Raw genomic sequence first — 19,718 nt, 5'->3', positions numbered from 1 at the left:
TTGATTGGTTAACAGGGGCCATTCGGCCCCTGTTTTATATCTGCAAATTAGTCGATTTTTTAGAGAGGATTTAACAATGGCAATTTCTGCTGCCCAAGTTAAAGAACTGCGCGAGCGTACTGGCGCAGGCATGATGGATTGTAAAAAAGCGTTAGAAGAAACCAACGGCGACATGGAGTTAGCAATTGACAACATGCGTAAGTCTGGTGCTGCTAAAGCTGCTAAGAAAGCAGGTAACATCGCTGCTGACGGTACTATCCTGATCAAAAACGGTGAAGGTTTCGCAGTACTGTTAGAAGTAAACTGCCAAACTGACTTCGTTGCTAAAGATGCAAACTTCTTAGGTTTTGCTAACGCTGTTTTAGACGTTGCTGCAGCGTCTAAAGTGACTTTAGAAGACTTAAAAGCCCAATTTGAAGAAGCCCGTGTTGCACTAGTTGCTAAAATCGGTGAAAACATCAACGTTCGTCGCGTTGAGTACATCGACGGCACTAAATTAGCTTCTTACCGTCACGGTGAGCGTATCGGTGTAGTGGTAACTGGTGATGCTGATGACGAAACTCTGAAGCACCTCGCAATGCACGTTGCCGCTTCTAAGCCTGAATACGTTAACCCAGAAGACGTTCCAGCTGACGTAGTCGCTCGTGAACAAGCTCTGCAAATCGAAATCTCTATGAATGAAGGCAAACCTGCTGAAATCGCAGAGAAAATGGTTGTTGGTCGTATGAAGAAGTTTACTGGTGAGATTTCTCTGACTGGTCAAGCTTACATCATGGAACCAAAGAAAACTGTTGGCGAATTCTTGAAAGAGAAAGGCGCGAAAGTCACTAACTTCATTCGTTTAGAAGTGGGTGAAGGTATTGAGAAGAAAGAAGAAGATTTCGCAGCTGAAGTTGCTGCTCAAATCGCTGCTTCTAAAAAGGCTTAATCGCCAACGCTAAATACCCCCAAGACCGCAGCAATGGCTGCGGTCTTGTTATGACCAGGATATAAAAATTATGAGCACCAATCCAAAACCTGCATTTAGACGCATTCTTCTAAAATTAAGTGGCGAAGCACTGATGGGCGACGAAGGCTTCGGCATCGATCCTAAAGTGTTAGATCGCATGGCTCAAGAAGTCAAAGAGCTGGTAGAGTTAGGCATTCAGGTGGGTGTGGTCATTGGTGGTGGTAATCTATTTCGCGGTGAAGGCTTAGCAAAAGCGGGCATGAATCGTGTGGTGGGCGATCACATGGGTATGCTGGCAACGGTTATGAACGGCTTGGCCATGCGTGATGCCCTGCACCGTGCCTATGTTAATGCTCGTCTGATGTCGGCTATCCCATTAAAAGGGGTGTGTGACGACTACAATTGGGCTGAGGCGATCAGCTTATTAAAATCAGGCCGTGTAGTGATTTTTGCTGCGGGTACTGGTAATCCATTCTGCACTACCGATTCTGCTGCTTGCTTACGCGGCATTGAAATCGAAGCAGAAGTCGTGCTAAAAGGCACTAAAGTTGACGGCGTTTATTCTGACGACCCGATGAAAAATCCAGAAGCCGTGAAGTACGATGAATTATCGTACACTGAAGTACTGGACAAAGAATTAAAAGTAATGGACTTAGCAGCCTTTACGATGGCGCGTGATCATGACATGCCAATCCTAGTATTCAACATGAACAAACCAGGTGCTCTGCGCCGTGTGGTCATGGGTGAAGAAGAAGGCACATTGATCAAAGCGAAGTAAGTTATTTAATGACCAAGAAGGACATTTAACGTGATTGCAGATATTAAAAAAGATGCTCAAGAGCGCATGGGTAAATGCGTAGAAGCGACTAAGAACCAAATGGCGAAAGTACGTACTGGTCGTGCACACCCAAGCTTACTGGACTCTATCCAAGTGTCTTACTACGGCACTATGACTCCACTCAATCAAGTGGCAAACGTGGGTGTTGAAGATGCACGCACCCTGTCTGTGACAGTGTTTGATCGCAGTGCAATCCAAGCGGTTGAGAAAGCGATCATGAGCTCAGACCTTGGCTTAAACCCAATGTCAGCGGGCGCAACTTTACGTATTCCATTACCTGCACTGACTGAAGAACGTCGTAAAGACTTCATCAAGGTAGTTCGTGCCGAAGCGGAAGGCGGCCGTGTGGCGATTCGTAACGTACGCCGTGACGCGATTTCTGAAGTGAAGAAGCTCGAAAAAGCCAAAGAATGTACTGAAGATGATGTTCGTCGCTTTGAAGACGAAGTGCAAAAGTTCACCGATGCTCACATTAAGAAGGTCGATGAGATTTTAGCGGCCAAAGAAATTGAGTTGATGGAAGTCTAATCTCAGGCGCTATAAGCTAGAGTTGCTACGCCGTGTAGGGGTATACTACACGGCGTTTGTCTATTTTAAAGGGTTGTAATAGATGTCATCCACAGTGGAATTTGATCCGCAATCTAGGTCGACTGAGCAGGATGCTTGTGCTCAGACAAGCTTACCGGAGGTATTACCCGAACTCGTTAAACAGTCATTACCTAAACATGTTGCGATTATTATGGATGGTAATGGACGTTGGGCTCAAACCCAGGGCAAACCACGAGTGATGGGGCATAAAGCCGGCGTAAAGGCGGTGAGACGTGCGGTGAGTGCGGCCAGTCAGTTAGGGATACAATCGCTGACGCTATTTGCGTTTTCCAGCGAGAATTGGCGTAGACCCGATAAAGAAGTCAGCTTGCTGATGGAATTGTTTTTTACCGTGTTACAACGGGAAATTAAGTTACTCGATAAGAACCAAGTCAGATTGAATATCATCGGCGATATCAGCCGTTTTTCTGCGCGTTTACAAAAACAAATTCGTGCCGCAGAAGAAAAAACCGCAGGCAACAGTGGATTGATATTGAATGTAGCGGCCAATTACGGTGGCCGTTGGGACATACTGCAAGCTGCGCAAAAGTTAGCTGAAAAGGTGGAAAATGGCGAAATGACCAGCAGTCAGTTCACCGAAGAAGCCTTGAGTGAACATTTGTGCATGCAAAATCAGAGTGAAGTTGATTTAATGATCCGTACGGGTGGGGATTACCGGATCAGCAATTTTGTGCTCTGGCAGGCTGCCTATGCTGAATTGGTGTTTATGGACACCCTTTGGCCTGATTTCGATGAACAGGCTTTTCATGAAGCGATTGCTACTTTTGCCAGTCGCCAGCGCCGTTTTGGTTTGACCGGAAGTCAAATTGATGAGATGCGCGCATTGTAAAACGTCATGAGGGATTTTTTTTGCTAAAACAACGTATAATAACAGCAATTTGGTTAATTCCATTAGTTTTGGGAGCGATCTTTTTACTCCCCGTAGAGTACTTTGCTTGGGCCTTAGTGGCCGTGTTTCTGATCGCCGCTAAGGAGTGGGGCAGGATCATCGATAGTCAATGTGATGTCACCCAATGGAGTTTTACTTGCACGGTCGGTATTTTACTGATCGCGCTTAATTTAATTGTTCCCGCCGACACCATTTGGCTTAGGGGGCAAATTCATCCCATTTATCTTGCCGTGGTTACCATAGGTACTTTGTGGTGGATGGTGTCACTGCTGCTGGTGGTCACTTATCCTAAAAGCGCCAAATTGTGGCAAAAGAGTCCGATGCTAAAGTCCATGTTTGGACAATTGACTTTAGTACCTTGTTTTGTGGCTCTGATTGCCCTTAAATCGATTAGTTCGCAAATATCGCCTTACTATGGGGCATCGCTAGTATTATTGGTGATGTTGATCGTTTGGGCTGCGGATTCTGGGGCGTATTTTGTGGGCAAAGCTGTCGGTAAAACTAAGCTTATGCCCGCAGTTAGCCCTGCTAAAACCTTAGAGGGTTTGCTCGGTGGCCTAGTGACTACACTAATTGTTGTTGCGGGTGTTATGTATATATCCCCTGAGCAGGAATTAGGGTTAGTGGTTGCGGTGACCATTTTCGTGGCACTGATTTCGGCGCTTGGCGATTTATCCGAGAGTATGTTTAAGCGTGCCGCCTGCATCAAAGACTCTGGTACGATTCTGCCTGGGCATGGTGGCGTGCTCGATCGCATCGACAGCCTCACTGCGGCCTTGCCGGTGTTTACCTTAATCTACATTGCATTTTGGATGTAACGCTATGCAAAATATGGTGATTTTGGGCGCAACTGGGTCGATTGGTGCCAGCACTTTAAGTGTGATTTCGGCTAATCCCGATGCCTATCGTGTTTACGCTTTAGTGGCGAATGCGAGTGTCGATAAGATGCTCGCCCTGTGTGTAACTCATCGCCCCCAAGTCGCCCATATGGTCGATAGCCAGGCCGCATTAGCGCTACAAGCCAAGCTTCCCCCTGAGCTTAATATCCAAGTCACAAGTGGCGAGGATGAGCTTATTGCCTTAGTCACTTCCTCAGTGGTTGATACCGTGATGGCTGCGATTGTCGGCGCGGCGGGTTTAGTCCCGACGCTGGCGGCGGTGAAGGCGGGTAAGCGGGTATTGCTCGCCAATAAAGAGGCGCTGGTGATGTCCGGCGAACTGTTTATTGAGGCAACGAAACGCTCTGGCGCCACGTTGTTGCCGGTTGACAGTGAACACAATGCGATTTTCCAATGCTTACCCGAAGAAGTGCAGGCTAATTTAGGGCGCTGTGATTTAGCGGCGTCAGGTATTTCCCATATTTTGCTCACCGGTTCTGGTGGTCCATTTTTAACCGCCGAGCTGTCAAGTCTTGCGGCAATGACGCCAGCACAGGCTTGCAAACATCCAAATTGGTCAATGGGGCCGAAAATTTCGGTCGACTCCGCCACTATGATGAATAAGGGCTTGGAGTTTATCGAAGCGCGCTGGTTGTTCAATACCCAAAAAGATCAACTAAAGGTGGTTATTCATCCGCAAAGTGTTATTCATTCTATGGTGCAATACCGCGATGGCAGTGTGATCGCGCAGATGGGCAACCCGGATATGCGTACGCCAATTGCGCATTGTATGTCCTATCCGCAAAGAATTCGCTCCGGTGTTGAACCTTTGGATTTTTTCAAAGTCGGACAGTTAAGCTTTTGTGAGCCAGACTTTAATCGCTTCCCCTGTTTGGCTTTAGCGATTGCCGCTTGTGCCCAAGGGCAAGAAGCGACTACGGTACTCAATGCGGCCAATGAAATCGCCGTGGAGGCGTTTTTACAAGGCAAGATTGGGTTTACCCATATCGCCAAGGTGAACGAAGCCTGTTTATCGTCGGTGCCTAAACGGGCGATGACCAGCATCGAAGATATCATTGCCCTCGATGCACAAACACGGATATATGCCCGTGAATTACTAACGAAATTTGCTTAGGCCTCTTGTTGACGAGGCTTGAGTGGATTTACTGATGACGTAAGGAGTGGAATGTTAGATTTTTTGTGGAACTTAGGTTCTTTTATCGTAGCACTTGGGCTGTTAATTACTGCCCACGAATACGGCCATTTCTATATTGCGCGCCGCTGTGGTGTGAAAGTTGAGCGTTTTTCTATTGGTTTTGGTAAGGCGATTTGGCGCAAAGTCGGTCAAGATGGTACTGAATATGTTATTGCCATGATCCCGCTGGGTGGCTATGTCAAAATGCTCGATGAGCGTGTTGAAGATGTCCCCGATAACTTAAAAGATCAGGCCTTTAACCGTAAAAGCGTGTGGCAACGTATAGCCATTGTGGCGGCTGGCCCCATTGCGAACTTTATTTTTGCGATTATCGCACTGTATTTTATGTATTTAATTGGTGTGCCATCGCTAAAGCCAGTCATTACCTCAACAACACCTGGCACTGCGGCGGCACAAATCCAAGTCACTGAGCCGATGCAAGTGACGGCGATTTCAGGCCAGCCAGTACGGAATTGGGAAGAAGTCAATTTGGCGCTTGTTGGCCATATTGGTGATGACAGTTTAACACTATCCCTTGCGCCTCTTAACGGTTTACAGGGACTTGATACCGATACTCGTACTTACACTTTAGACACCCGTCAATGGCGTTTCGACCCTGAGAAAGAGTCACCGATCACGGCACTGGGCTTGGGCGTGTATCGCCCTGCGATCGAGCCACAAATTGCGCTCATCAGTGAAGGCAGTGCAGCGGCTAAGAGTGATCTGAAGGTCGGTGATACCTTAGTGGCTATCAATGGCCAGCAATATACCGATTGGCAAGCTTTTGTTGACATTATTCAGCATTCTGCCAATGTGCCTGTGGAGTTAACCGTGCGCCGTAATGGTGAGCAATTTGCCATCTCTGTGACACCAGCAAGTGTTAAAAATAGTGATGGTAAAGATGTCGGCGTGCTTGGGGTGAGCCCGGCTCAGGCACAATGGCCTGAGAATATGCGATTACAGCTGGAATATGGGCCAATCGAATCTTTTGCTATCGCAGCCGATAAAACATGGCAACTTGTTGTCGTGAGCTTTAAGATGATTGGCAAATTATTTACTGGCGATGTGTCAGTGAAAAACTTAAGTGGACCTATCTCAATCGCACAGGGTGCGGGCAATAGTGCAAACTATGGCTTGGTTTACTTTCTCGGTTTCCTCGCGCTTATCAGTGTCAATTTAGGCATCATTAACTTGCTGCCATTGCCTGTGCTCGATGGGGGACACCTGCTGTATTACTTCGTTGAAGTAATAACTGGTAAGCCTGTATCTGAAAAGGTACAGGAAATAGGATTCAGATTTGGGGCAGCATTACTGCTGATGTTGATGAGCATTGCGCTCTTCAATGATTTTGCCCGACTCTGAGCAAGGACAGACTAATAATTAGAAGTGCTCTATGAGATTGAATAAACTTTTTGCCTCGATGTTATTCGTCGGTGCGTCGTTTTCAGGGACTGTGTTGGCGGATACTTTCCAACCCTTTGAAGTGACCGACATCCAAGTTGAAGGTTTGCAGCGAGTCGCACTGGGTGCTGCCTTGTTAAGCTTACCAGTGAAAGTGGGCGACACTGTAGATCAGTTAAAAATTCAGCAAGCCATTAAAAGCCTGTATGCCTCAACTAACTTTGAGAATATCTCAGTCAGTCATGATGGCGGCGTGTTGATTGTCAAAGTCACCGAAAGACCAACCATCAGTGCTGTGACGTTTGAAGGCAACAAAGACATTAAAGATGAGCAGTTACAGGAAAGTCTGGACGGCTCAGGCGTTAAAGTCGGCGAATCTTTAGACCGCACAATGCTGACTGGCATCGAGAAGGGATTACAAGACTTCTACTACGGCGTGGGTAAATACGGCGCCAAAGTCGAGGCGCAGGTGATTAACTTGCCTCGGAACCGTGTCGAACTTAAGTTCAAATTTACTGAAGGTTTAGCGGCCGAAATCCGCCAAATTAACGTGGTCGGTAATCATGAGTTCACCGATGCTGAGCTTATCGGCATGTTAGAACTGAAAGATTATGTGGCTTGGTGGGATCTGTTTGGTGAGCGTCGCTATCAGAAGCAAAAGCTTCAAGCCGACCTTGAGACGATTAAAACCTATTACCACAACAAGGGTTATATTCGCTTTGAAGTTACCTCGACTCAAGTGGCTATGACCCCAGACCGTAAAGGCTTGTACATCACTATCAACGTCAATGAAGGTGAGAAGTACAAGGTAAAAGGCGTTAACCTCACGGGCGATCTGATGGGTCGTGAAGAGTTGATGAAATCGATTCTGCCTATCAAGGCGGGCGATATGTACAACGGCGGTGATGTAACCTTCACCGAAGAGATGTACAGCAAATACTTAGGCCGTTTCGGTTACGCTTACCCTGAAGTGAAAACCTACCCTGAAATTGATGATAAGACCAAGGAAGTGACCTTAAACATCAATATCAAACCTGGTAAGCGTGTGTATGTTCGCTCCATCAACTTTACCGGTAATACTGTCACTAAAGATGAAGTGATGCGTCGTGAACTGCGTCAGATGGAAGGTGCGTGGTTAAACTCGGCACAAGTTGAGCAATCAAAAGCGCGTCTTAACCGTTTAGGCTATTTTGAAACTGTTGATACTGAAACTATTCAAGTTCCTGGCACCGATGATTTAGTTGATATCGCTGTAAAAGTGAAAGAACAGCCATCAGGTTCATTTAATGCAGGTGTGGGTTACGGTACTGAATCAGGTTTAAGCTTGCAGTTTGGCGTGCAGCAAAACAACTTCTTAGGTTCGGGAAATCAAGCTGGCATTAGTATGAGTACCAACAAATACTCGAAAAATGTCAACTTATCTTATACCGACCCCTACTGGACGAAAGATGGCGTGAGCTTAGGTGGAAGCATTTATTGGAGTGAATTTGATGCCAATGAAGCTGACTTAGAGCGCTATAAAAACAGTTCGTACGGTGTGGCGCTTAACTCAGGCTTCCCAATTAACGAATACAACCGTATTAATGGTGGTATTGGTTATCGTCATAACACGATTTCTGAAATTTCAGCCTATGAGCAAGCACTGCGTTTCTATAATATTTATCGAAACGATGATCCTAATGCCGACTTAAGTTTTGATAACTTTGAGCTGAGTTTAGGTTGGTCACGCAGTACCTTAAACCGTGGCACTTTCCCAACGGATGGTTCATCACAACGTCTAAACGGTAAGATGACGGTTCCGGGTTCAAACCTGCAATACTTTAAAACTGATTTTGATACCAACTATTATTTCCCTGTTACCCGCAGTCATAACTTTGTGGTCTTAGCTCGTGGCCGTTTAGGTTATGGTAATGGTTATGGTCAATTTAACGATAATGACCAGATCCTTCCATTCTGGGAAAACTATTATTCCGGCGGTAGCACTTCATTACGTGGCTTTAAGTCAAACTCGGTTGGTCCTCGTTCATTCTATCTCTACCGTGGTAGTGAGCCCTGTGCACCTGATCCATCGGGTGATGGTTGTAGTTTACCGGGCGATCCTAACAGTATTCAGGTGAGTTCAGGTCGTTCAATCGGTGGTAATGCGATTGCAACGGCAAGTATGGAGTTTATTGTACCCACACCGTTCTTAGATGAGGCCTATTCAAATTCGGTGCGTACAAGTTTCTTCCTCGATGCCGGTAACGTATGGGATACAGAGTTTGATTTTGATGCTTACCAAACACTTCCTGCTGAGGAATTTGCTAAATTGCAGGATTATAGCGATCCATCGCGTATCCGCGCCTCTTGGGGGGTGAGCCTACAATGGTTATCACCAATGGGACCTATGGTATTTAGCTTAGCGTGGCCACTTAAGGAATACGAAGGCGATCAAACAGAGATCTTTTCGTTCAATATTGGCAAAACTTTTTAAAAGGCATACACTCGGCAGGTTTTGCTGAAAATAACAAGGCTACAAGGAGTCTACTTTGAATAAGATGGTAAATCGCGCCCTGATGACATTGGTTTTATTAGGTGCGCCATTAATGGCACATGCTGAGAAAATAGCCGTTGTGGATATGGGCGAAGTGTTTGAACAGTTGCCACAACGCGAACAGATCTCTCAAGCGCTTAAAGCTGAGTTTGGTGATCGCATGGCCGATGTACAAAAGATGCAAGAAGAAATGCGCTCTCTAATGGAGAAGCAGCAGCGTGATGGCGCGTTAATGAATGACACGCAAAAAACGGAGCTGGTTCGTAAAATGGAATCGCTAAAATCTGAATATCAGTTAAAAGGCAAAGCACTCGATGAGGATTTACGTCGTCGTCAAGGTGAAGAGCAAAATAAACTGTTAGTTAAAGTGCAAAAAGCCATTAATACAATCGCTGAAAAAGACCAATATGACTTGGTATTACAACGCGGTGCTGTCATTTATGTTAAGCCAAACGCTGACATCAGTGGCAAAGTGGTTGAAGCCTTAAGCAAAGGCAAGTAATTGATGAAAAGTGTGACTTTAAAAGAGCTAAGCCTGATATTAGATGGCGTTGTCCAAGGCGATGAAACCTTAGTGATCAACAGTGTTGCAACGCTTGAACATGCCACAGCGGGACAAATCTCTTTTTTAGCCAACAGCAAATACCGTGCTCAGCTTGAGTCAACTCAAGCGAGCGCGGTGTTATTGTCGGCTAAAGATGCGCAGGACTATCCTGGCACTGCGTTAGTTGTAAAAGATCCCTATGTGGGGTTTGCTCGTGTGGCGCAGTTGTTAGATACCACGCCCAAGGCAGCGATGGGTATTCATCCCTCGGCGCAAATTGACCCTTCTGCCCAGTTAGGTGAAGGTGTGGCAATTGGTGCTAATGTGGTGATTGGTGCCAATGTTATCCTTGGTGAAAATGTACAAATTGGTGCGGGTACTGTGATTGGACAAGACTCCATCATAGGCTCAAATAGCCGGTTATGGGCCAATGTCACCCTGTATCACAATGTTCATTTAGGCCAAGACTGTATTATTCATTCCGGTGCCGTTATTGGCTCCGATGGATTTGGTTACGCTAATGAGCGCGGACAGTGGGTTAAGATCCCCCAAACGGGTGGTGTGCGCATTGGTGATCGCGTCGAAATCGGTGCTAATTCAACGATTGACCGCGGTGCATTAGGCCATACCGAAATCCACAATGGTGTGATTATCGACAACCAAGTGCAGGTCGCCCATAACGATATTATTGGTGAAAATACAGCTATTGCAGGCAGTACCACGATTGCGGGCAGTGTCACTATTGGTAAGTACTGTATTATTGGTGGAAATTGTGCCATTGCTGGCCATTTATCCATTGCCGATGGTGTGCATATTTCTGGCGCGACCAACATTACTGGTAATATGCGTGAGCCTGGTTTGTATTCATCAGCCACGGTTGCTATGGATAACAAAACGTGGCGTAAAAACACAGTTCGCTTCCGTCAATTGGATGAACTGTTCCAGCGCGTGAAGACGTTGGAAAAAAATTTAAATACACCAGAGTAATTGCCCTAAGGCAATTTTGAGGAACTAGGTTCGTGTCTAATCAAATGAACACTATGGATATTTCGGAGATCCTTAAGTATCTGCCCCATAGATATCCATTCCTATTAATCGATCGCGTACTGGATTTCACCCCCGGTGAGAGTCTCCATGCGATTAAAAACGTGACGATTAATGAGCCCTTCTTTCAGGGGCATTTCCCGATCCAGCCTGTGATGCCCGGCGTGCTGATTTTAGAAGCCATGGCGCAGGCCACTGGTCTGCTTGCTTTTAAGACCATGAGTGACGATGTGCCACCACCTGGTGTGTTGTATTATTTTGCGGGTATCGATAATGCACGTTTTAGACGTGTAGTCGAACCCGGTGATCAAATCCATTTTGAAGTCAAAATGATTAAAGAGCGCCGCGGGATTGGCGTTTTCTATGGTGAGGCCAAAGTGGATGGTGAAGTGGTTTGTTCCGCTGAAATCATGTGTGCCCGCAGAGAGATTAATCAGTGATAGATACATTAGCGTTTGTGCATCCCGATGCAAAAATTGGTAAAAATGTCACCATAGGTCCATGGAGTTATGTGGGCGCGGGTGTCGAGATTGGCGACGATTGTTGGTTAAGCTCCCACGTGGTGGTGAAGGGGCCAACGGTGATAGGTAAAGGCAACCGTATTTTTCAATTCGCCTCTGTGGGTGAAGAATGCCAAGATAAAAAATACGCAGGTGAGCCTACACGCCTTATCATTGGCGATAACAATGTTATCCGTGAGCATGTCACTATTCACCGTGGAACCGTTCAAGACAATAGCGAAACCCGTATTGGTTCAAACAACCTGTTTATGAACTACGTGCACATTGCCCACGACTGTGTAGTCGGCAATAACGTAATTATGGCGAATAATGCGTCTATCGCAGGCCATGTGCATGTCGGTGACTGGGCTATTCTCGGTGGCATGACTGGCGTTCACCAGTTTGTGCATATCGGTGCCCACGCCTTTACTGCGGGATGTTCGTTATTATTACAGGATGTGCCACCCTTTGTGATGGCTGCGGGACAACCAGCTATCCCTCGCGGCTTAAATAGCGAAGGTATGAAGCGCCGAGGTTTCTCTAAGGAAACTCAATTAGCGGTGCGCCGCGCTTATAAAACCTTATATCGTAGCAGCCTGACGGTTGAAGAAGCGGTTGAGGCACTTGCCGAAGATGCACAAAATGACGCGCAAGTTAAGTTGCTCGTTGAGTTTGTCAAATCTTCGGGTCGCGGCATTATTCGTTAGCGGCATGATGCGTTAAGAGTTTCGACTCTAGACTATGCCATTCATAGGCACTGCTTGTGACATTCTGCGTTAGAAAATGCCATGGCAGAGGTTATCGCTGCGGTGCCATTCACTTGTCAGATATGATTGGTTTATGAGCAAAAAATCTCAATTAGTGTTTGCAATGGTCGCCGGAGAACTCTCCGGCGATATTTTAGGTGCGGGTTTGATGGCCGCGCTGCAAAAAGCACATCCCAATGCCCGTTTTGTTGGTATTGGTGGACCTCGTATGGAAGCCTTAGGCTTCGAATCCCTGTTCGCGATGGAAGAATTAGCCGTGATGGGGATAGTTGAAGTGCTATCGCGTCTGCCACGCCTGCTCCATGTCCGAGCTTCGTTAATTAAGTCCATCACCGAGCTTAAGCCTGATTGCTTTATCGGTATTGATGCGCCGGATTTCAATATCGGTCTCGAGCTTAAATTAAAGGCTCAGGGGATTAAAACCGTTCACTATGTGAGTCCTTCGGTGTGGGCATGGCGGCCTAAGCGGATCTTTAAAATCGCCAAGGCCACTAATATGGTGCTGTCATTATTGCCCTTCGAGAAAGCCTTCTACGATAAGCATCAAGTGCCTTGTACCTTTGTCGGTCATACCTTAGCCGACGACATTCCGCTTGAGAGTGATAAAGCAAGTGCGCGTCAATTGCTGGAGTTAGATCCTGAGGCTGAATATCTCGCGATTTTACCTGGTTCGCGCGGCGGTGAGCTAAAGCAATTGGCTGAGCCCTTTGTGAAGGCGGCGCTACTTATCAAGCAGCAATTTCCCGATATTCGCTTTGTGACGCCTTTAGTGAATCAACAGCGCCGTGAGCAGTTTGAACAAGCGTTAAAAGATTATGCGCCGGATTTAGAAATTCACATGGTGGAAGGCAAGTCACGCGAAGTGATGGCCGCTGCCGATGGTATTTTACTCGCCTCGGGTACAGCGACGTTAGAGGCCATGCTGATTAAACGCCCAATGGTGGTGGCGTACCGCGTGAGTCCACTGACCTATCGTATTGCCAAGAGCATGATGCAGGTGAATCGTTTCTCGCTGCCAAATTTATTAGCGGGGCGAGATGTGGTACCAGAGCTCATTCAGCATGATTGCACGCCAGAGAAAATAGCTGCCGCGGTTGGCGTTGAACTTAACCGAGACTTTGCACCAATTAAAGCCGAGTTTGAACGTTTGCATCAACTGCTGCGTTGTAATGCCAGCCAAAAGGCGGCCGAGGCGGTTTTGGCTCTGGTTGATGTTAAGGATGTGAACTAATGGCGGTATTTAAGACGCTGACCGACACCGATATCGCGGCTTTTGCATCGGTGTTAGTGGCTGGTGTCGATGAGGTTGGTCGCGGTCCCCTCGTTGGCGATGTCGTCACCGCTGCGGTGATCCTCGATCCTAATCGACCTATTTTGGGCTTAAATGACTCTAAAAAGCTCAGCGAGAAGCGCCGCGAGGCATTATTCGATGAGATTTGTGAAAAAGCCTTAAGCTTTCATGTGGGGCGGGCAAGTCCTGCGGAAATTGATGAGCTGAATATCCTGCATGCCACTATGCTTGCCATGCAGCGCGCAGTGGCAGGGCTTGCACGTGCGCCCGAGTTAGTTTTAGTCGATGGTAATCGCAGCCCAGCGTTTACTCATCAAGGGCTGTCTTTGGCGAGCCATAGCATAGTCAAGGGTGATGGCCTGATTGCCAGCATCAGTGCAGCCTCGATTATTGCCAAAGTGACCCGTGATCGGGAGATGGATGCCCTCGATGCCGCTTATCCACAGTATGGATTTGCTAAGCATAAGGGCTATCCAACGAAGGCGCATTTTGACGCCATCGCCGAGCATGGTGTGTTCGATCAATATCGTAAAAGTTTCAAACCCGTCAAGGCATTACTGGAGCGTTAACACCGATTGGGTGTTTTCACTTCAGCTTGAGAGCAAAGTCACTAGCCCAAGAGCGGTGACTTTGCTAGTCTGCTTTTTTAGTGATTGTTAACCTGCTATTCAAAGATAATTCTAATTATGTCCGATCCTCGTTTTGTGCATCTGCGTGTCCACAGTGACTTTTCTATGTCCGATGGTGTGGCTAAGGTCAAGCCAATCCTTGCTCAAGTTGAAGCGCATGGGATGGCGGCGGTGGCTTTAACAGATCAAAATAACTTCTGTGGTCTAGTGAAGTTTTACGGCGGTTGCCATGGCGCAGGGATCAAGCCGATTATCGGCGCGGACTTTTGGATGCAAGTACCTGGTTTTGATGGTGAGTTTTGCGCCTTAACCATTATTGCGATGAATAATGAGGGCTATCAAAACCTCACCCAAATCATCAGTCAAGCCTATTTACGCGGGCATGTTCAAGGTCGCGTAGTGATTGACCAAGAGTGGTTGGTCACATATAACCAAGGCATTTTGCTGCTGTCTGGGGGCAAAGAAGGGGATGTGGGTAAGGCGCTGCTGAAGGGCAACAATACTCAGGTTGAGTCGTTATGCGAGTTCTATCAGCAGCATTTTGAGGGACGTTATTTCCTTGAGTTGTTACGCACCGGACGCCCCGATGAAGAGCGTTATCTGCACATGGCGGTGGGATTAGCGCAGGAAAAGGGTATTCCTGTGGTGGCTACAAATCAGGTGGTGTTTTTAAAGCCAGAGGACTTCGAAGCCCATGAAATACGGGTCGCGATTCACGATGGTTTTACGCTCGCCGATCCACGCCGTCCTAAAAAGTACAGTGAGCAGCAGTACCTTCGCAGTGAAGAGGAAATGTGTGAGCTGTTTGCTGACATCCCCGCAGCCCTTGCCAATACCGTTGAAATTGCTAAGCGTTGTAACGTCACTATTCGTTTAAACGAATACTTCTTACCTAACTTCCCCACTGGCGATATGTCGATTGAGGATTATTTGGTTGATCGCTCTAAGAAGGGGCTCGAAGAGCGCTTAGCATTCTTATTCCCCGACCCACAGGTGCGCGCCGAGCGTCGCGGTGAGTACGATGAGCGCCTCGACATCGAGCTTCAAGTGATTAACCAAATGGGCTTTCCTGGTTACTTCTTGATCGTGATGGAGTTTATTCAGTGGGGTAAGGACAACGGGATTCCCGTTGGTCCTGGCCGTGGTTCGGGCGCGGGTTCGCTTGTGGCCTATGCCCTTAAGATTACCGACTTAGACCCCCTCGAATTTGACCTGCTGTTCGAACGTTTTTTGAACCCAGAACGGGTGTCGATGCCCGACTTCGACGTTGACTTCTGTATGGATCGACGCGACGAGGTCATTGACCACGTGGCTGAGTTGTACGGCCGTGAAGCGGTATCGCAGATTATTACTTTCGGTACAATGGCGGCTAAGGCGGTTATCCGAGACGTCGGCCGTGTACTGGGACATCCCTATGGCTTTGTCGATCGCATTTCAAAGCTTATCCCACCCGAGCCAGGGATGACACTGGCTAAAGCTTTTGAAGTGGAACCGGCATTGCAGGAATCCTACGATGCCGATGAAGATGTCAAAGATCTTATCGACATGTGCCGCAAACTTGAGGGCGTCACTCGAAACGCGGGTAAGCACGCGGGGGGCGTGGTGATTGCGCCCACCAAGATCACCGACTTTTCGCCGCTATACTGCGACGCTGAAGGTAAAAACCCGGTAACCCAGTTCGATAAGAACGACGTGGAAACCGCAGGGTTAGTTAAATTCGACTTCTTGGGGTTAAGAACGCTCACTATCGTCGATTGGGCGCTAGAGATGATCAACAAGGTGGAGGTTAAAAATGGCCGTCCACCAATACGCATTGAAGCGATTCCGCTAGACGACCCAGCCTCGTTTAGATTGCTGCAACGTTATGAAACTACAGCGGTATTCCAGCTCGAATCCCGTGGTATGAAGGATTTGATTAAACGTCTACAGCCCGACTGCTTCGAAGATATGATCGCTTTGGTGGCATTGTTTCGCCCAGGGCCGTTGCAATCGGGCATGGTAGATAACTTTATCGAGCGTAAGCATGGCCGTGAAGAGGTGTCTTACCCCGATTCTCAATACCAGCATGAATCCTTAAAAGAACTGCTTTCGCCCACCTACGGCATTATTTTGTACCAAGAGCAGGTGATGCAGATTGCGCAGGTATTGTCAGGTTATACCTTAGGCGGCGCTGACATGTTACGCCGTGCCATGGGTAAGAAAAAGCCTGAGGAGATGGCCAAACAGCGGAGTATTTTTAAAGAGGGTGCGATTAAAAACGGTGTCGACGGCGAGCTGTCGATGAAAATCTTCGACCTTGTGGAAAAGTTCGCTGGTTACGGTTTTAACAAGTCTCACTCTGCGGCCTATGCGTTAGTTTCCTATCAAACGCTGTGGTTGAAGACCCATTTTCCATCGCAATTTATGGCGGCTGTAATGTCTGCCGATATGGATAACACCGATAAAATTGTGACCTTAGTGGATGAATGCGAGCGGATGGGGCTCACCATCATTCCGCCGGATGTGAATAAGGGATTATTTAAGTTTACCGTTGATGATGATCTGCGGATTGTCTACGGCATTGGAGCGATCAAAGGCGTGGGTGAGGGGCCAGTTGAGTCAATTTTAGCGGCGCGTAAAGATGGTCCCTTTGTTGATTTATTCGATTTCTGTGCCCGTATAGACCTAAAAAAGCTCAATAAACGGGTTATTGAAAAGCTTATCTGTGCTGGAGCGTTAGATTCCCTCGGACCGCACCGCGCGTCGATGATGGCAACCTTACCCGAGGCCATTAGCGCAGCAGACCAACATGCGAAGGCTGAGGCTATTGGCCAGCATGATATGTTTGGTTTGCTCAATAGTGATCCCGAGGATAGCAAGCAACAGTTTGTGGAATGTACCCCATGGCCGGACAAAATTTGGCTTGAGGGCGAGCGCGAAACATTAGGGTTGTATTTAACGGGGCACCCAATAAATCAATATCTTAAAGAGCTTAAGCATTACACCTCTGGGCGCTTGAAGGATGTGCATCCTACCGAACGGGGTAAAACCGTTAAGGCGGCGGGCCTCGTCGTGGCGACCAGGGTGATGCTCACTAAACGCGGCTCGAAAATGGGCTTACTGACCTTAGATGATAAGAGCGCTCGGCTTGAGGTGATGCTATTTACTGAAGCCTTTGAGAAGTTTAATCACCTGCTGGAAAAGGACCGGATCCTGATCTGCGAAGGTGAGGTGAGTTTTGATGATTTTGCCGGTGGAAACCGGATGACGGCGCGCAATATCATCGATATCAGTGAGGCGCGTAGCCATTTTGCCAGTGCATTGGAAATCGATTTAGAGGCATCGCAGCTGACCCCAAATATGCTCGAGGGCATTGAGCAGGCAATCAGTCCATGGCGTAATGGCGCAGTGCCAGTGCTAATTAACTACAGCCAAGCTCAAGCCAAGGGGCAGTTTAGATTGGCCGAAATCTGGCGAGTTAACCCAAGTGATGAGTTGGTCTTTGCCTTGGAAAGTTTACTCGGCCCGCAGAAAGTGCGGATTGTATTTCCATCGTAATATCTGTCTTAAGTCGAACCAAGCTTAGGTTTCTGTTGTTTTTGAGTGGGGAAGAGGATGGCGGCGCAGGATTTGAGTGTTCATATAGCGCGATTTTTAGATAGCTTACCCTTTCAAGCGGGGAGCAAGTTAGTCCTCGCTTACAGTGGCGGAGTCGATTCCGAAGTGCTCGCCTACGGCTTAAGTGAATATGCTAAACAGCGTCCTGATTTACGCTATCAATTGATTTATGTACACCATGGCTTGAGCCCCAATGCCGATGCTTGGGCCAAGCATTGTCAAGAACGCGCGGCCCTGTATGGTTTACCTGTGACGGTAGAACGGGTCCAACTCGAGCTTGGTCCTCGGGTGAGCGTTGAGGCTGCAGCGCGAAAAGTGCGTTATCAGGCGATTTTAGCGCATCTTAATCCGCAGGATATCTTACTAACCGCTCACCATGAAGATGATCAACTCGAGACAATTCTGTTAGCCCTAAAACGCGGTCAAGGCCCTAAGGGGTTAGCGGCCATGGGGCATATTCAGCCGCTCTCATTAGCAGGCAAAGGATCGTGCTTACAAGTGCGTCCTTTGCTTGATATTAGCCGCGAGATGATTGAAGCCTTTGCCAAAGCGCAACATTTAGTCCATATCGATGATGAGAGTAATCAAGATGATAAGTACGATCGTAACTTTCTTCGCCTCGAGATTATCCCACGCCTAAAAGCGCGCTGGCCAAGTATCGCCAGCACCGCCAGTCGCAGTGCCCAGCTTTGTGCCGAGCAGCAAGCCATAGTAGAAACTGAGATCAGTGAGCGTTTACCTAAGCTGTTAACCAAGGCGGCTGTTACTGAGCAAACTGTACTCAAGCTGACTGAATTGGCAGCGCAACCGATTGAATGGCAAGGGATACTGCTGCGGGGCTTTATTGAGTCCCAAGGATTTTTACTGCCATCCTACGTGCAGTTGCAGCAAATGTTGCAGCAATTAATCCACGCTAAAGAGGATGCTAAGGTCCATATCCGCATTAATGACTGTGTACTGCGCCGCTTTGCCGGGATGCTTTATCTGGATAGTGGAGAAACCCTATCTACCGTGCCCCACATTACAGCGCGCGACCTACATCAAGAGATTCTGACCTTATTGACTCAAGCATCAACAATGGTTGAAGACAAGATTGTGCCATTTGCGTTGGTTACCACAGGCCCTCGGCTGCGTTTACCTAACGCCGATGAAGTGGTGAGTCTACGTTATGGCTTGCCTGGGCAATTTCGCTGTCAGCCGCATTTTCGCGATAAGGGACGCGAGCTAAAAAAACTCTGGCAGGAATGCGCTGTGCCGCCATGGTTACGTACTGATGTAGGATTCGTGTTCTACAACGATAAGCTGGTGATGGCCTTTGGTCTCTGGGTCGAAAAGGCATTTTGTGCCCAAGGGGATGATATCGGGCTTAAGTTTGATGGGAATGCGATCGGATAGCAAAGTCTATTTGCCATGCTTTATCGCCAGTGAGCAGCATCCATGCTCGATTAAGACAGTTGGGCTGGGCTTAACTTGTAGCAATTACGTCCCGAGGCTTTGGCTTGATACAAAGTTTTATCAGCCTGCTCATAGAGTTGTTCGGCTTCCATCGTGTCGCTCGCCTCAGCCGCCCCAAGGCTACTGCTCACGCCAAATTGATGGAAGTTAGTATTGGCATTGGTTGCAGTGACGATACGCTCACACAGTAAACCCGCTGCATGAATATTACCTTGTACTATGACCACAAACTCATCGCCGCCGATGCGGAAAGCCTGATCTGTACTACGGATACTGCTACGGATAATGTCACCAAACTCTGAAGAATCCCCTGATGATTTACAAATAAATCATCAAATTAGGGTGGAAGCGCATCTTGTTGCATGATCAAATGGTTTCGCTAAAAACTACACTTGGACAACAAGATGCGCGAAGCCAATATCCTACAACATTCTTTACACCAATACTGCCCAGAACTTCACCTAAAACGATTAAACAGCTTGATGCTGGCCTCTAAGGCACTGATTGAATGTAAGACACTGACCTTGACTGAGTTAGGTCGAAATTTACCAACCACGGCCCGAACCAAGCACAACATCAAGCGCATTGATCGTTTGCTC

At 47.5% G+C, this 19,718-nt stretch carries 16 protein-coding genes and 2 pseudogenes; 17 read left to right on the top strand and 1 reads right to left on the bottom strand.

Annotated features, from left to right (window positions below; translation table 11 throughout):
- The first annotated feature begins 76 nt into the window (after positions 1-76).
- The 16 genes from tsf (at position 77) to tilS (ending at position 19,059) form a co-directional block, all read left to right on the top strand.
- Entirely contained in the window at positions 77-928 is an 852-nt protein-coding gene (gene tsf, locus AEA42_RS19565) for a translation elongation factor Ts (protein WP_037429566.1), read from the top strand.
- Between the two features lie 70 nt (positions 929-998).
- Positions 999-1,727 carry a UMP kinase gene (pyrH, locus tag AEA42_RS19560; protein ID WP_011717690.1) on the top strand — a complete coding sequence of 243 codons (729 nt, stop codon included), beginning with the start codon at positions 999-1,001 and terminating at the stop codon, positions 1,725-1,727.
- Positions 1,728-1,757: 30 nt separating this feature from the next.
- Positions 1,758-2,315 (top strand): ribosome recycling factor, encoded by a 558-nt coding sequence (gene frr / locus AEA42_RS19555; protein WP_023267385.1) that lies wholly within the window; start codon positions 1,758-1,760, stop codon positions 2,313-2,315.
- 82 nt (positions 2,316-2,397) lie between these two features.
- The gene (gene uppS / locus AEA42_RS19550; RefSeq protein WP_011623389.1) at positions 2,398-3,225 is read left to right on the top strand and encodes a polyprenyl diphosphate synthase; all 828 of its coding nucleotides are present in this window, start codon (positions 2,398-2,400) and stop codon (positions 3,223-3,225) included.
- Between the two features lie 20 nt (positions 3,226-3,245).
- Positions 3,246-4,103, top strand: coding sequence for a phosphatidate cytidylyltransferase (locus AEA42_RS19545; protein WP_055648599.1), 858 nt, complete (start codon positions 3,246-3,248; stop codon positions 4,101-4,103).
- A 4-nt stretch (positions 4,104-4,107) separates the two neighbouring features.
- Entirely contained in the window at positions 4,108-5,298 is a 1,191-nt protein-coding gene (gene ispC, locus AEA42_RS19540) for a 1-deoxy-D-xylulose-5-phosphate reductoisomerase (protein WP_055648598.1), read from the top strand.
- 51 nt (positions 5,299-5,349) lie between these two features.
- A complete protein-coding gene (rseP, locus tag AEA42_RS19535; protein WP_055648597.1) occupies positions 5,350-6,720 on the top strand; it encodes a sigma E protease regulator RseP in 1,371 nt (456 codons plus the stop codon).
- A 31-nt stretch (positions 6,721-6,751) separates the two neighbouring features.
- Complete coding sequence (gene bamA, locus AEA42_RS19530) at positions 6,752-9,232, top strand: outer membrane protein assembly factor BamA (protein ID WP_055648596.1); 2,481 nt, start codon at positions 6,752-6,754, stop codon at positions 9,230-9,232.
- 64 nt (positions 9,233-9,296) lie between these two features.
- Positions 9,297-9,794 carry an OmpH family outer membrane protein gene (locus AEA42_RS19525; RefSeq protein ID WP_011790019.1) on the top strand — a complete coding sequence of 166 codons (498 nt, stop codon included), beginning with the start codon at positions 9,297-9,299 and terminating at the stop codon, positions 9,792-9,794.
- 3 nt (positions 9,795-9,797) lie between these two features.
- Entirely contained in the window at positions 9,798-10,823 is a 1,026-nt protein-coding gene (gene lpxD / locus AEA42_RS19520) for a UDP-3-O-(3-hydroxymyristoyl)glucosamine N-acyltransferase (protein ID WP_047534654.1), read from the top strand.
- Between the two features lie 32 nt (positions 10,824-10,855).
- Positions 10,856-11,320 carry a 3-hydroxyacyl-ACP dehydratase FabZ gene (fabZ, locus tag AEA42_RS19515; protein WP_037416758.1) on the top strand — a complete coding sequence of 155 codons (465 nt, stop codon included), beginning with the start codon at positions 10,856-10,858 and terminating at the stop codon, positions 11,318-11,320.
- A complete protein-coding gene (lpxA, locus tag AEA42_RS19510; RefSeq protein WP_037416761.1) occupies positions 11,317-12,087 on the top strand; it encodes an acyl-ACP--UDP-N-acetylglucosamine O-acyltransferase in 771 nt (256 codons plus the stop codon). Before fabZ ends, lpxA begins: the two co-directional genes overlap by 4 nt.
- Before the next feature lie 133 nt (positions 12,088-12,220).
- Complete coding sequence (gene lpxB / locus AEA42_RS19505; RefSeq protein WP_055648595.1) at positions 12,221-13,378, top strand: lipid-A-disaccharide synthase; 1,158 nt, start codon at positions 12,221-12,223, stop codon at positions 13,376-13,378.
- The gene (gene rnhB / locus AEA42_RS19500; protein WP_055648594.1) at positions 13,378-14,007 is read left to right on the top strand and encodes a ribonuclease HII; all 630 of its coding nucleotides are present in this window, start codon (positions 13,378-13,380) and stop codon (positions 14,005-14,007) included. The genes lpxB and rnhB overlap by 1 nt, the downstream gene beginning before the upstream one ends.
- Before the next feature lie 117 nt (positions 14,008-14,124).
- Entirely contained in the window at positions 14,125-17,604 is a 3,480-nt protein-coding gene (dnaE, locus tag AEA42_RS19495; RefSeq protein ID WP_055648593.1) for a DNA polymerase III subunit alpha, read from the top strand.
- 57 nt (positions 17,605-17,661) lie between these two features.
- Complete coding sequence (gene tilS / locus AEA42_RS19490) at positions 17,662-19,059, top strand: tRNA lysidine(34) synthetase TilS (RefSeq protein WP_055648592.1); 1,398 nt, start codon at positions 17,662-17,664, stop codon at positions 19,057-19,059.
- Between the two features lie 50 nt (positions 19,060-19,109).
- Here tilS and AEA42_RS19485 read toward each other — a convergent pair.
- A pseudogene (locus AEA42_RS19485) lies at positions 19,110-19,418 on the bottom strand (GGDEF domain-containing protein); the annotation flags it as partial.
- A gap of 105 nt (positions 19,419-19,523) precedes the next feature.
- Between AEA42_RS19485 and AEA42_RS19480 the strand changes: the two are divergent.
- Positions 19,524-19,718: pseudogene (locus AEA42_RS19480) on the top strand (IS4 family transposase); the annotation flags it as partial.

The organism is Shewanella sp. Sh95 (assembly GCF_001308045.1).
GTDB lineage: Bacteria > Pseudomonadota > Gammaproteobacteria > Enterobacterales > Shewanellaceae > Shewanella > Shewanella xiamenensis.
The sequence above is the reverse complement of the archived record's forward strand: the minus strand, read 5'-3'. Positions and strand labels throughout refer to the sequence as shown.